Origin of the sequence: Streptosporangium carneum, from assembly GCF_027922005.1 — a bacterium.
Taxonomy (GTDB): domain Bacteria; phylum Actinomycetota; class Actinomycetes; order Streptosporangiales; family Streptosporangiaceae; genus Streptosporangium; species Streptosporangium carneum.
Genome location: NZ_BSEV01000009.1, coordinates 193894 through 206916, shown reverse-complemented (window position 1 = coordinate 206916; position 13023 = coordinate 193894). Strand labels below are relative to the sequence as shown.

Genomic DNA, 13023 nt, shown 5'->3' with positions numbered 1-13023 from the left:
AGAAGTGTCGGTGGGCGTGCTTTGTCAGCGGGGGGTTGTGGCGGCTTTGGCGGCGTCGACGAGGCCTCGGCCGTAGAAGCCGTTGCGGGACTTGGAACCCTCGCAGACGTGGGTGCTCTCGCCTCCGGAGGCGCGGTAGACGTACTTGCGCGGGCTGGGGCAGGCCTTGTGGGTCGCGGTGGCGTAGAGCAGGCGTTGGACGTCGGCGGGCGGCATGGTGACGCCGTCCTTGGACGGCTTGCCGAAGCGGCTGATGAGGATGGCGGCGACGCCGGTCGCGTGCGGGGCGGCCATGGAGGTGCCCGCGAGGTACTGGTAGTAGGCGCAGGTTCCGGCACGGCAGTCGCGGACGACGGAGCCGCCCCGCGGCTGGCCGTCCTCGCCGATCAGGCCACTGGCGCGGAGCACGTGCTCGGGGGCCGCGGCCAGGATCGTCCTGGCGATGTCGGGCCTGCCGTCGCCGTCGTACTCGTCGCCGCCGGGGGCCGACAGGTCGGTCTGCTCGATGCCGTAGTCGGAGTAGTAGGCCTTGTTCTTGCCCGGGCCGACGGAGGAGACCGAGATGACGCCCTTCGACTCGGCCGGGACGCTGAGGCAGGAGTTGTCGATCCTGCGCAGGCGCTGGGAGTCGAGGGGGTAGTCGGGGCTGCCCGTGTCGACTCTCGGCTTTCCGAGGTCGGTCCCCTCGTTGCCGATGGCGCTGATCAGGGTGACGCCGTGCTTGCGGGCGTAGTCGAGGGCGCGTTGCATGCCGGTGATGACGCCGCGCTGCTCGCGCTGCTCGGCCTTCGAGTCGCGGGGGTTGGCCTTGCAGTTGAACAGCCACGGATCGATGTAGTAACTCATGTTGACCACGTCGATGCCGTTGTCCGCGGCGTAGGTGAGGGCGTCGAGGCTGGGCTTGAGGAAGAACAGGCCGGCGTCCTGGCCCGCGCGGAGGTTGACGAGGGTCACCTTGGGGGCCACACCCGCGATGCCCAGGTCGTTGATCGGGGAGGCGATGGTGCTGGCCACGTGGGTGCCGTGGCCGTCGTCGTCCCAGTCGACGGGGTCCTTGCAGCTCTTGAACTCGCAGGGGCCGTCGAGTTCCTTGCCGTTGGAGTCCTCGGGGCGGTCGGTCACGAAGTTGCGGCTGAGCTCGCGGTCGAAGTTCGGCGCGATGTCGGGGTGTTTCCCGTCGACGCCGGTGTCGATGACACCGACCAGGACTTTCTCGCTGCCGGGGGCGGCGGCGTAGGAGCCGGTCGCGGTCGCGCCGATCATCTTCATGTCCCACTGCCGTCCGGCGAGGGGTTCCTCCCCGAAGGTGACGGCGCGGATGTCGGAGGCGTTGACCCGGGCGGGCAGGACCGGGGTGGCGGTGGCGTGGCCGATCGTGCGGTCGGAGGAGATGCCCGCGACGGCGGCGTCGGCCTCCAGGGTTTCCGCGAAGCCGTCGCCGGGACCTCTGGCGACGACGTAGCCGAGTTTGGGCTCTGTCGACAGCGGGACGCCTCCGCTCGCCCTGATGGCGGCGATGGCTCTGGCCTGGGCTCCGTCGGTGTAGAAGACGAGGTAGTCGCGGAGCTTGCCGCTGTCGGCCGCCGCCCCACCCCCCGGGGCGCCCGCGGCGAGGCCCGCCGCCATGAGGGCGGCGGTCGCCGCCCCGGCCAGGCGCTTGCTCCAGCGATTCATCGACCCTCCATGCCTGTCAAGACCGGGAGAATCATCCTTCAGGGATACAAGCGTCAAAGCAACCTGATCACGATTTGACTGCTGTTTCCGGTACAGCTGGCGAAGCCGTACCGGAAACAGCGGCCCGGTGATCAGACCAGCGGCCTGGCGGTCGGCGGGATCGCCACCGGCAGGGCCGTCTGGCCGGTGAGGTAACGGTCGACGGCCGAGGCGGCCGAACGCCCCTCGGCGATCGCCCAGACGATCAGCGACTGGCCGCGGCCGATGTCTCCGGCGACGAAGACGCCGTCGACCGACGACATGTAGCCCTTGTCCCTGGCGACGTTGCCCCGCGCGTCGAAGAACTCGCCGTCGGCGGCCGAGGCCAGGTCCTCCAGCAGTCCCGCCTTCTCCGGGCCGACGAAGCCCATCGACAGCGTGACCAGCTCAGCCGGGATCTCGCGCTCGGTGCCCGGGACCGGCTTGAACCCGGCCGCCGGTCCCTCGACCTCTACCAGGCGCAGCGCCCTGACGTTGCCGTCGGCGTCCCCGACGAACTCGGTGGTCGAGACCGCGTAGACGCGGTCGCCACCGCCGTCGGCCAGCTCCTCGTGGGCGCTCTCCATCTTGAACAGGATGGGGAACGTGGGCCACGGCTGGCTGCCGGGACGGCCGGCCGGGGGCTGGGGCATGATCTCCAGCTGGGTGACCGAGGCGGCGCCCTGACGGATGGCGGTGCCGATGCAGTCGGCGCCGGTGTCTCCGCCGCCGATCACGACGACGTGCTTGCCCTCCGCGCTGATCGGGGAGACCGGGTAGTCGCCCTCCTGGACCTTGTTGGCGGGCGGGAGGTACTCCATCGCCTGGTGGACGCCCCTCAGGTCGCGCCCGGCGACGGACAGGTCCCGCCACTGGGTCGCGCCGCCGGCCAGGACGACCGCGTCGAACTCCTCACGGAGCCGGGCGGCGGTGATGTCGACGCCGACGTTGACGCCGGTGCGGAACTCGGTGCCCTCCGCCCGCATCTGCGCGAGCCTGCGGTCGATGTGCCGCTTCTCCATCTTGAACTCGGGGATGCCGTAGCGGAGCAGGCCGCCGATCCGGTCGGCGCGCTCGAACACCACCACGTCGTGCCCGGCCCTGGTGAGCTGCTGGGCGGCGGCCAGGCCCGCGGGGCCCGAGCCGACGACCGCGACCCGCTTGCCGGTCTTCGAGGCCGGGACCTGGGGGGTGACCCAGCCCTCGTCGAAGGCGCGGTCGATGATCTCGACCTCGACCCGCTTGATCGCCACCGGGTCCGAGTTGATGCCGAGCACGCAGGCCGCCTCGCAGGGCGCCGGGCACAGGCGGCCGGTGAACTCGGGGAAGTTGTTGGTCGCGTGCAGGCGCTCGATGGCCTCGCGCCAGTCGTCACGGTAGACCAGGTCGTTCCACTCGGGGATGAGGTTGCCCAGCGGGCAGCCGTTGTGGCAGAACGGGATGCCGCAGTCCATGCAGCGCGCGGCCTGCTTGGTCAGGGCGGGCTTGGGGAAGTCCTGGTAGACCTCCCGCCAGTCGCGGATGCGCACGTCGACCGGGCGGCGGGCGGGCAGCTCGCGTCCGTGAGTGAGAAAACCCTTCGGGTCAGCCATCGGTGTACCCCCCTTATCCCTGAACCGCAGCGGCCATGACCGCCTCGTCGATGTCGCGGCCTTCGAGGCGGGCGGCCTCCGCCGCGCGCAGCACCCGCTTGTAGTCGGTCGGCATGATCTTGCTGAAACGGGCCGGGTCCCAGTCGGCCAGGAGCGCCTTGGCGACCGTGGAGCCGGTCTCCGTCAGGTGTGCCTCGACGATCTCCCGCAGTTCCTCGGAGTCGGCCTCGCTCAGCTCCTCGATCTCGACCATCTCGCGGTTGACCCGCGCGGCGTCGAGGTCGAGCAGGTAGGCGACGCCGCCGGACATGCCCGCGGCGAAGTTGCGGCCCGTCGGGCCGAGGACGATGGCCCTGCCGCCCGTCATGTACTCGCAGCCGTGGTCGCCGACGCCCTCGACGACGGCGGTCGCGCCGGAGTTGCGGACGCAGAACCGCTCGCCGACGACGCCGCGGATGAACGCCTCGCCGGAGGTCGCGCCGTACAGACCGACGTTGCCCGCGATGATGTGGCCGTCGAGCGGGGCCTCGTCGTACGGCTGGACGGTGATCCTGCCGCCCGACAGGCCCTTGCCGAGGTAGTCGTTGGCGTCGCCGGTCAGGCGCAGGGTGACGCCCTTGGGCACGAAGGCGCCGAAGGAGTTGCCCGCGGAGCCGGTGAAGCGGACGTCGATGGTGTCGTCGGGCAGGCCCGCCCCGCCGTACCGCTTGGTCACCTCGTGGCCGAGCATGGTGCCGACCGTACGGTTGACGTTGCGGATGGGCAGTTCCAGCGTGACCCTCCTGCCGCTCTCCAGAGCGCCTTCGGCGAGCTGGATCAGCGTGTGGTCCAGCGCCTTGTCGAGACCGTGGTCCTGCTCCTGCGTACGGCGCAGCGCGGTGCCCTCGGGCAGCTCGGGCCGGTGCAGGATCGGGGCCAGGTCAAGGCCCGAGGCCTTCCAGTGGTGCTCGGCCGGGGTGGTGTCCAGCAGCTCGGAGTGGCCGATGGCCTCGTCCAGGGTGCGGAAGCCCAGCGCGGCGAGGTACTCGCGGATCTCCTCGGCGATGAACTCGAAGAAGTTGACCACGAACTCGGGCTTGCCGCTGAAGCGCCTGCGCAGCTCGGGGTTCTGGGTGGCGACGCCGACCGGGCAGGTGTCCAGGTGGCAGACGCGCATCATCACGCAGCCGGAGACGACCAGCGGGGCGGTGGCGAAGCCGTACTCCTCCGCGCCGAGCAGCGCGGCGACGATCACGTCGCGGCCTGTCTTGAGCTGGCCGTCGACCTGCACGACGATCCGGTCGCGCAGCCCGTTGAGCAGCAGCGTCTGCTGGGTCTCGGCCAGGCCGAGCTCCCAGGGGGCGCCCGCGTGCTTGAGCGAGGTCAGCGGGGAGGCTCCGGTGCCGCCGTCGTGGCCCGAGATGAGCACGACGTCGGCGTGCGCCTTGGACACGCCCGCCGCGACCGTGCCGACGCCGACCTCGGCCACGAGCTTGACGTGCACGCGGGCGGCCGGGTTGGAGTTCTTCAGGTCGTGGATGAGCTGGGCGAGGTCCTCGATGGAGTAGATGTCGTGGTGCGGCGGCGGCGAGATGAGGCCGACGCCCGGCGTCGAGTGCCGGGTCTTGGCGATCCACGGGTAGACCTTGTGGCCGGGCAGCTGGCCGCCCTCGCCCGGCTTGGCCCCCTGGGCCATCTTGATCTGCAGGTCGTCGGCGTTGACGAGGTACTCGGAGGTGACGCCGAAGCGTCCCGAGGCCACCTGCTTGATGGCGGAGCGGCGGGCGGGGTCGTACAGGCGCTCGGGGTCCTCGCCGCCCTCGCCGGTGTTGGACTTGCCGCCGAGGCGGTTCATCGCGATGGCGAGGGTCTCGTGCGCCTCCATCGAGATGGAGCCGTAGGACATGGCGCCGGTCGAGAAGCGCTTGACGATCTCGCTGACCGGCTCGACCTCGTCGATCGGGACCGGCTCGCGGACTCCCTCGCGGAGGCCGAACAGGCCGCGCAGCGTCATGAGCCTCTCGGCCTGGGAGTCGACCAGGGAGGTGTACTCCTTGAAGATCTCGTAGCGGCGCGAGCGGGTGGCGTGCTGCAGCTTGAAGACCGTCTCGGGGTTGAACAGGTGCGGCTCGCCCTCGCGGCGCCACTGGTACTCGCCGCCGACCTCCAGGCGGCGGTGGGCGTTCTCCACGCGGGGGTAGGCGCGCCCGTGCCGGAGCGCGACCTCCTGGGCGAGGACGTCGAACCCGACGCCGCCGAGGCGGGAGGTGGTCCCGGAGAAGCAGACGCCGATGACGTCGTCGTCGAGGCCGAGCGCCTCGAAGATCTGCGCGCCGGTGTAGGAGGCGACGGTGGACACGCCCATCTTGGACATGACCTTCAGGACGCCCTTGCCGTACGCCTTGATGAGGTTGCGCACGGCCTTGTGCCGCTCGGTCGCCAGGACGCCGGAGGCGATCATGTCCTCGACGGTCTCGATCGCGAGGTAGGGGTTGACCGCGCCCGCGCCGTAGCCGATGAGCAGGGCCATGTGGTGGGCCTCGCGGGCCTCGCCGGTCTCGATGACCAGGCCGACCCGGGTGCGGGTCTTCTCGGCGATGAGGTGGTGGTGGACCGCGCCGGTGAGCATCAGCGACGGGATGGGCGCCAGGACGTCCGAGGAGCCCCGGTCGGAGAGCACGATGATCCGCGCTCCGCCCTCGATCGCCGCGGAGACCTCGGAGCGGATCTCCTCGAGGCGGTGGAGCAGGGCCTCGCCGCCGCCGCGGACCTCGTAGAGGCCGGAGACGACGTGCGGGTGGAAGCCCGGCAGCGCGCCCTCGTCGTTGATGTGGATGATCTTGGCGAGCTCTTCGTTGTCGATCACCGGGTAGGGCAGCACGAGCTGGCGGCAGGAGGCGGGCTCGGGGTCGAGCAGGTTGCCCTCGGGGCCGAGCGTGCTGGCCAGGGAGGTGACGAGCTCCTCGCGGATGGCGTCCAGCGGCGGGTTGGTGACCTGCGCGAACAGCTGGCTGAAGTAGTCGAACAGCAGCCTGGGCTTGTCGCTGAGGACCGCGACCGGGGTGTCGGTGCCCATGGAGCCGATCGGCTCCATGCCCGTCTTCGCCATCGGCGACAGGATGATCCGCAGCTCCTCCTCGGTGTAGCCGAAGGTCTGCTGCCGCTTGATGAGCGCCTCGTGGGTGGGGATCTCGCGCGAGCGGGCGGGAAGCTCCTCGAAACGGACGAGTCCGGCGTGCAGCCAGTCGCCGTAGGGCAGCTCGGCGGCGAGCTCGGCCTTGATCTCGTCGTCCTCGATGATCTTGCCGCGCGCGGTGTCGATCAGGAACATCCTGCCGGGCTGCAGGCGGCCCTTGCGGACCACGTCCTGCGGGTCGATGTCGAGGACGCCCGCCTCGGAGGCGAGCACGACCAGGCCGTCGGCGGTGACCCAGAACCTTCCGGGACGCAGGCCGTTGCGGTCGAGGACCGCGCCGACGAGGGTGCCGTCGGAGAAGGTGATCGAGGCGGGACCGTCCCAGGCCTCCATCAGCGTGGAGTGGAACTCGTAGAAGGCCCGCCGCGCGGGGTCCATCTCGGTGTTGTTCTCCCACGCCTCGGGGATCATCATCAGCACGGCGTGGGGCAGCTTGCGCCCGGCGAGGTGGAGAAGTTCCAGCGTCTCGTCGAAGGAGGCGGTGTCGGAGCCCTCCGGGTCGCAGATCGGGAACAGGCGCGACAGGTCGCCGGGGAGCGCGGCGGTCTTCAGCATGGCCTCGCGGGCGCGCATCCAGTTGCGGTTGCCCTTGACCGTGTTGATCTCGCCGTTGTGGGCGATGTAGCGGTAGGGGTGCGCCAGCGGCCACGAGGGGAAGGTGTTGGTCGAGAAGCGCGAGTGGACCAGCGAGATCGCGGTCTCGTAGCGCTCGTCGCTCAGGTCGGGGAAGAACGGCTCGACCTGCCCGGGGGTGAGCATGCCCTTGTAGACGATCGTCCGGGAGCTCAGCGAGGCGAAGTAGACGTCCGCCTCGTGCTCGGCCCGCTTGCGCAGGCAGAAGGCGAGCCTGTCCAGCTCCAGGCCGCTCTCGCCGTTCGGGGAGGAGACGAAGAGCTGCCCGAAGAACGGCATCACCGCGCGGGCGCTGGGGCCGGGGAGCGTCGAGTCGGTCGGGACGTCGCGCCAGCCGAGGACCGTCAGCCCCTCCTGTGCCGCGATCTCCTCGATCAGCCGGACCGCGCCGGCGCGGGCCTCGGGGTCGGCGGGCAGGAAGGCGGTGCCCGCGGCGTACGCGCCCGCTTCGGGGAGCGGGAAGCCCGCTTCGGCGCGGAGGAAGGCGTCGGGGATCTGCGTGAGGATGCCGGCGCCGTCACCGGTGTCCGGCTCGCTCCCCTGGGCCCCCCGGTGGTCCAGGTTGCACAGAGCCGTCAGGGCCTTGGCGACGATGTCGTGGCTGCGGCGTCCGGCCACGTCGGCGACCATCGCGACACCACAGGCGTCGTGCTCGTTCGAGGGGTGGTAAAGGCCCTGGGGCTCGGGAAAGCCGAGGTGGGCAGCAGGCATTGAATCCCTCCCGTCGTCTTGCTTCTCTGGATCAAGCAAGGGACGACGTTGGCCCTGCTGCGTGGTGGGTAGACATTACCGTACCCTGTCGGAATGCTGCCTACCCGGGCTGCATTACGAGCATTTAGTACAGATTTGCCCGCTTCGGTCAACGCGCTGACGAGGCACTGCATTCCAGGTCGGGCCCCTAAGGTGGGCGCATGGAAGCGATTGCTGAGCTCCTCGCGCGGGCGGGTGTGGACGGCAGGCGGCCGCGGGCGGTGCTGGCGGCGCTCGGCGAAGGCCGCTGGTGGACTCTGGCCGACCTGGTCAGGGAGACCGCGACGGCGCGGCGGACCGTCGAGGCCCTGCTGCGCGAGACCGACCTGGAGCGCTCCGGCGACCGGTTCAGGCTCAGGGCCCCCCTGCCGGGCCTGACAGGGGCGACAGGGCGCGAAGGCGCGCCCGCCGACCCGGTGGCCCACCTGCTCGCCGACCACGCCCCCCTGGTCGCCAGGATGGACGAGCTGATCGTCAGGGCGCCCAGGGGACGTCACACCCTGGACCACGTGTCCGCGACCGCGGAGACCGTCGTCAGGCGCGCCCTGCTGCTGGAGGCCAGGTTCTGGCTGGACGGCGCCAGGCTGCTCTGCGTCGGCGACCACGACCTCACCTCGCTGGCGGCCGCCGCGCTGCACCCCGGCCTCGAGGTGACCGTGGTGGACGTCGACGAGCGCATCCTCGGCTACATCGCCGAGCGGGCCGACCTGCTCGGCCTGCCGGTGCGGACCCGCTGGGCCGACCTGCGGCTCGGGCTGCCGGCGTCGGCGCGCTCGTGGGCCGACCTGGCGATCACCGACCCGCCCTACACGCCGGAGGGCGTGGGGCTGTTCGTCGCCCGCGCCGCCGAGGGCCTGCGCGACCGCGAGCAGGGCCGGATCCTGCTGGCCTACGGCGCGAGCGAGCGCACCCCCGCGCTGGCGCTGAAGGTGCAGCAGGCCCTGTCCCAGCTCAACCTCCTCAGCGAGGCGATCTACCCGGACTTCAACCGCTACCTCGGAGCCGAGGCCATCGGGTCGGCCGCCGACCTGTACGTCCTACGACCCACGACGAAGACCTGGCCCGCCCTGAGCAGGCAGGCCGCCCGCGCCGACGGCCTGAACGCCGCCATCTACACCCAGGGCCCCCAGGCGGTCGAGTCGGCCGCCTCGGCCGAACCGGTCACCGCCCCCGGCGGCTCCCCGGAGGTGCTGGTCGGCGACTGGCCGAAGGAGGTGCTCCCCAGGACGCCGAGGGCCCGCCTGTCGACCTGGCTCGCCAAGCCCTACGCCAGCGACCCCGGCGAGGTCGCGATCGCCGTGCCCGCCGGGCTCGAGGCCGCACTCCCCCGGCTGCTGCTGGCCACCCGCGCCCGGCGCGTCCAGGTCACGCTGGCCGCCCCGCCGGCGAGCCTTCCCGCCGAGCCGCTCTCCTCGGTCTACGAGCTGACCGCCGAGGGGCGGACCGTGCACGCCGTACGGCTCCCGCTCCCCGAGACCGACGAGGCGCGGATCCTGCGCCGCATCCTGGACAACGCGCACGGCAAGGTCGCCAACACCTGGCGTGAGGCGCTCATCGGCGTCAGGGGAGACCTGACCAAGAAGCAGGCCAGGGCGGTCGTCTCCGCCGTCGCCCCCTGGGCGGACGACGTGACGGTCCTGGAGCTGCCCGCGGGCCGCCTCGGGCAGCTGGGGGAGGCTGTGGCGAGGTCCCTCAGCGCACCAGTCGCCGCTGGATGAGCAGGCTGGGGCTGTCGACGGCCAGCTGCGGGTAGGTGAGGTCCGTCGCGCCCCCGTCGCGGACCGGGCCGACCCAGCTGACGGTCACGTAGTGGCCGAGGGCACGGGCCTGCGCCCACCCTCGGGAGCCGTCGAAGTTCTCGGGGGTGCCGGGGGCGGGCCGTACGAACCCGCCGTCGCCGAGGGCCGTCACGAGCTTGTCGGCGGCGGCCGAGTCGGGCAGGTTGAAGATGACGAACTGGCCGAGGACCTTGCCGTCCCCGGTCGCGTAACGGGCGCGCAGCGCCTGGGTGCACCCGGCGACCGCCTGCTCGGCGCTCCCCCACACCGCGGAGGCGCAGTCGGTGAGCGCCTCGGTCCCCTGGCCGGCGAGCGTGACGCCGCCCGCGGTCACCGAACCCCTGGGGAACATCTCGGCGACGGTCAGGGGGGCGGGGTCGACGGCCCTGCTGGCGATCGGGGCGTAGTGCGCCGTGGTCGGCTCGGCTCTGAAGGTGGCGGGCCGCGGATTCTCCGCGCCGCCCCGCGACCACAGGAACGCCGCTGCCCCCACGACGACGAGGAGCACTGCGGCGACGACGATCCACTTGCGCATGACCGATGAGCCTACTGCGACCTGAGACTCCCGCGGGTCAGGGCGGGCGACACCGTCGCATCGCGACACCGTGACGCCGTGGCCTCGCGACACCGTGACGCCGTGACGCCGCGAGGCACGGCGGGCGTCAGGACGCGGGCCGGGGGCGGGACGGGTCTTGCGGGACGCGGGGCGGGGTCAGGACGCGGGGGCCGCGGAGGAGCCCGCCGCCACGACACGGCGGAAGACGGCCTTCTCCGCGCCGCGGACCGCCAGCGACAGGGAGACGAAGTCGTCCTTCTGGCCGGGCTCCGCGCCGTCCGCGCGGCCGATCCAGACCAGGCCGACATAGTGTCCCATGGCGTGGCCGCTGGCCTCGCTGTGACCGCCAGAGGGGAAGAGCCTCGCCGCGGAGTCCAGCACCTGGACCCAGCTGCCCCGGTGGGCGGCGGTCAGGGACTGCACGAGCCCGTCCGCCGAGGCGGTGTCGCGCAGGTTGAGCAGGGTGTACTGGGCGACGTAGCGGCCGTCGGCGCTGAGGTAGGCGGCCCGCAGGGCCTGGGTGCAGCCCGCCTGGGCGATCCGGTCGGCCAGTTCCTGCCCCCAGACCACCGTCGAGCAGTCGGCGTCCAGCTTGGGAGCCGTCAGCTTCAGCGTGATCCTGCCCTCCTTGAGGGTCTTTTCGGCGAAGACCTCCTTGAGGGTGAGCGGCGTGGGGTCGGCCTTGCTCTCCGCGATGGGCGCGAACAGCTTCGGCGAGATCCAGCCCCGGTAGGCGTCGGGCCTCGGCTGGGTGGCGACGGCCGCGGCCGTGGCGCGCTCGGGCACGAAGTCGTTGCCGATCGCGGAGATCGCGAAGGCGATGGCGACCGCGGCGACCAGCACGCCCGCCACGGCCCCGATGATCACCAGCAGCCGCTGCTGGACCTGGCTCAGCCCCCACGCCTCCAGCCTGTCGCTCTTCAGGGTCTGCGTTCTGGTGGGGGTACGGCGGCGCTTGCGGCCCGACAGGGACGGAGGGGACGGAGGGGTCACAGGGCGCCCCCTCCCAGCAGGTGGCCGAGGCCGAAGGTCAGACCCGCCGCGACCACCCCGACGAGGAGCTGGCGCAGCCCGCTGTACCACCAGCTGCGGGCGGTGACCCTGGAGACCAGCGCGCCCGCGCCGAACAGCGCCAGGCAGGACACGATCGCCGAGCCGACCAGGCTGGTGACCCCCAGGAGGTACGGCAGGAGCGGCAGGACCGCCCCCACGCTGAACGACAGGAACGAGGAGACCGCGGCGATCTTGGGCGAGGGCAGGTCCTGCATGGTGACGCCGAGCTCGGCCCTCGAGTGCACCTCGAGCGCCTTGTCGGGGTTCAGGGAGATCTGCCTGGCCACCTCGGCCGCCACGTCGGGCTGGACGCCGCGCGACTCGTAGAGCTGGGCGAGCTCCCGCTGTTCGGCCTCCGGGTGGCGTTCGAGCTCGCGCCGCTCGACGTCGATCTCGGCGATCGCGAGCTCCCTCTGGCTGGCCACGGAGACGTACTCGCCGCCCGCCATGGAGAACGCGCCCGCCGCCAGGCCCGCCATCCCGGCGAGCACGACGACCCTGGTGCTGGATGTGCCGCCCGCGACACCGGCGATCAGGGCGAAGTTCGAGACAAGCCCGTCCATCGCCCCGAACACCGAAGGTCGCAGCCACCCGCCGTTGACGTCACGGTGGGCATGGTGGATCTCGGCGCGCCCTTCGGCTCCGCCCTCACTCATCGTTTCTCTTTCTTCTCCGCGTTCACGGCCGGCGCCGCTTCCCCTCGGCACGGCTCACGCCGTGCCGTCCTCCCCGGGGGCTCCGCGCTCGCCCTTCACCGCGCTCCTGCCCGCACCCGCCTCGGCCTCGTCGGCCTGGTCGGACGAGTGCGCCGGGTCGATCGCCCCGTCGCCGTCTGGGACGAGTGCGGACACGACCGCTGTCTCCCCATCCTGCCCCTCGGACTCGTCGGCCTGGTCGGAAGGGTGCGCCGGGTCGGCCGCTTCCTCGACTTCCTCGACGTCGAGGACGGGCTCGGGAGTCACCCCCACCGACTCCTCGCCGGTCTTGTTCCTGGCGTACCAGAAGTAGGCGATCGCCGCGACGAAAAGCACGATCGAGGTCCACTGGTTGAGCCGCAGGCCCAGGATGTGGTGGGCGGTGTCGACCCGCAGGCCCTCGATCCAGAACCGGCCCACGGTGTAGCCGGCGACGTAGAGCGCGAAGACCCTGCCGTGCCGGAGCGCGAACCTGCGCCCCGCCCAGATCAGGAAGAGAGCCAGGCCAAGGTCCCAGATCGATTCGTACAGGAACGTGGGGTGGTAGGTGGACTCGCCCGGCACCGTCCCCGGCTTGTCCGGGTCGATCTCCAGGCCCCACGGCAGATCGGTCGGGCTGCCGAACAGCTCCTGGTTGAAGTAGTTGCCCCAGCGGCCGATGGCCTGGGCGACCGCGATGCCGGGGGCGACGGTGTCGGCGACCGCCGTCAGGGAGATCCCCCGGTTGCGGCAGCCGAACCACACGCCCAGGGCGCCCAGGGCGACCGCCCCCCAGATGCCCAGTCCCCCGTTCCAGATGTACAGCGCCTCGATCGGCGTGTGGGGGGCGTCAGGCCCGAAGTAGAGCTGCCAGTCGGTGATGACGTGGTAGAGGCGCCCGCCGACCAGGCCGAACGGCACGGCCCACACGGCGAGGTCCACGATCGTGCCCGGTGCGCCGCCGCGGGCGCGCCAGCGGCGTTCCCCGATGACGACGGCGACGACGACGCCGAGCACGATGCACAGTGCGTAAGCCCTGATGGGGATTACGCCGAGGTACCACACCCCCTGGGAGGGGCTGGGAATCGAGGCGAGGGGCATGTCAGGTGACGTTACCGTG

8 protein-coding genes are annotated in these 13023 nt (G+C 71.7%); 1 reads left to right on the top strand and 7 read right to left on the bottom strand.

Annotation, left to right across the window (positions count from 1 at the left end):
• Positions 1–24: 24 nt before the first annotated feature.
• The 3 genes from PKF00_RS21220 to gltB form a co-directional block, all read right to left on the bottom strand.
• Entirely contained in the window at positions 25–1674 is a 1650-nt protein-coding gene (locus PKF00_RS21220; RefSeq protein ID WP_271219326.1) for a S8 family peptidase, read from the bottom strand.
• A gap of 131 nt (positions 1675–1805) precedes the next feature.
• Positions 1806–3284 carry a glutamate synthase subunit beta gene (locus PKF00_RS21215; RefSeq protein ID WP_271219325.1) on the bottom strand — a complete coding sequence of 493 codons (1479 nt, stop codon included), beginning with the start codon at positions 3282–3284 and terminating at the stop codon, positions 1806–1808.
• A gap of 13 nt (positions 3285–3297) precedes the next feature.
• Complete coding sequence (gene gltB, locus PKF00_RS21210; RefSeq protein WP_271219324.1) at positions 3298–7803, bottom strand: glutamate synthase large subunit; 4506 nt, start codon at positions 7801–7803, stop codon at positions 3298–3300.
• Between the two features lie 200 nt (positions 7804–8003).
• On the opposite strand from gltB, the gene PKF00_RS21205 reads away from it, so the two are divergent.
• The gene (locus tag PKF00_RS21205; RefSeq protein ID WP_271219323.1) at positions 8004–9560 is read left to right on the top strand and encodes a bis-aminopropyl spermidine synthase family protein; all 1557 of its coding nucleotides are present in this window, start codon (positions 8004–8006) and stop codon (positions 9558–9560) included.
• Here PKF00_RS21205 and PKF00_RS21200 read toward each other — a convergent pair.
• The 4 genes from PKF00_RS21200 to lgt all read right to left on the bottom strand — a co-directional run bounded on the left by PKF00_RS21200 (position 9535) and on the right by lgt (position 13004).
• Entirely contained in the window at positions 9535–10155 is a 621-nt protein-coding gene (locus tag PKF00_RS21200; protein WP_271219322.1) for a hypothetical protein, read from the bottom strand. The two genes, PKF00_RS21205 and PKF00_RS21200, sit on opposite strands and share 26 nt — an antisense overlap.
• A 177-nt stretch (positions 10156–10332) precedes the next feature.
• Positions 10333–11169: a hypothetical protein gene (locus tag PKF00_RS21195; RefSeq protein ID WP_271219321.1), complete on the bottom strand. Its 837-nt coding sequence runs from the start codon at positions 11167–11169 to the stop codon at positions 10333–10335.
• On the bottom strand, positions 11166–11885 hold the full coding sequence (locus PKF00_RS21190) for a VIT1/CCC1 transporter family protein (protein WP_271219320.1): 720 nt from the start codon (positions 11883–11885) through the stop codon (positions 11166–11168). The genes PKF00_RS21195 and PKF00_RS21190 overlap by 4 nt, the downstream gene beginning before the upstream one ends.
• A gap of 54 nt (positions 11886–11939) precedes the next feature.
• Positions 11940–13004 (bottom strand): prolipoprotein diacylglyceryl transferase, encoded by a 1065-nt coding sequence (gene lgt / locus PKF00_RS21185; protein WP_271219319.1) that lies wholly within the window; start codon positions 13002–13004, stop codon positions 11940–11942.
• Positions 13005–13023: the final 19 nt, after the last annotated feature.

Coding starts and splice junctions, on each gene's coding strand:
- lgt (WP_271219319.1), bottom strand. CDS start 13,004: ATGCCCCTCGCCTCGATTCCCAGCCCCTCCCAGGGGGTGTGGTACCTC.
- PKF00_RS21200 (WP_271219322.1), bottom strand. CDS start 10,155: ATGCGCAAGTGGATCGTCGTCGCCGCAGTGCTCCTCGTCGTCGTGGGG.
- PKF00_RS21205 (WP_271219323.1), top strand. CDS start 8,004: ATGGAAGCGATTGCTGAGCTCCTCGCGCGGGCGGGTGTGGACGGCAGG.
- PKF00_RS21215 (WP_271219325.1), bottom strand. CDS start 3,284: ATGGCTGACCCGAAGGGTTTTCTCACTCACGGACGCGAGCTGCCCGCC.
- PKF00_RS21190 (WP_271219320.1), bottom strand. CDS start 11,885: ATGAGTGAGGGCGGAGCCGAAGGGCGCGCCGAGATCCACCATGCCCAC.
- PKF00_RS21220 (WP_271219326.1), bottom strand. CDS start 1,674: ATGAATCGCTGGAGCAAGCGCCTGGCCGGGGCGGCGACCGCCGCCCTC.
- gltB (WP_271219324.1), bottom strand. CDS start 7,803: ATGCCTGCTGCCCACCTCGGCTTTCCCGAGCCCCAGGGCCTTTACCAC.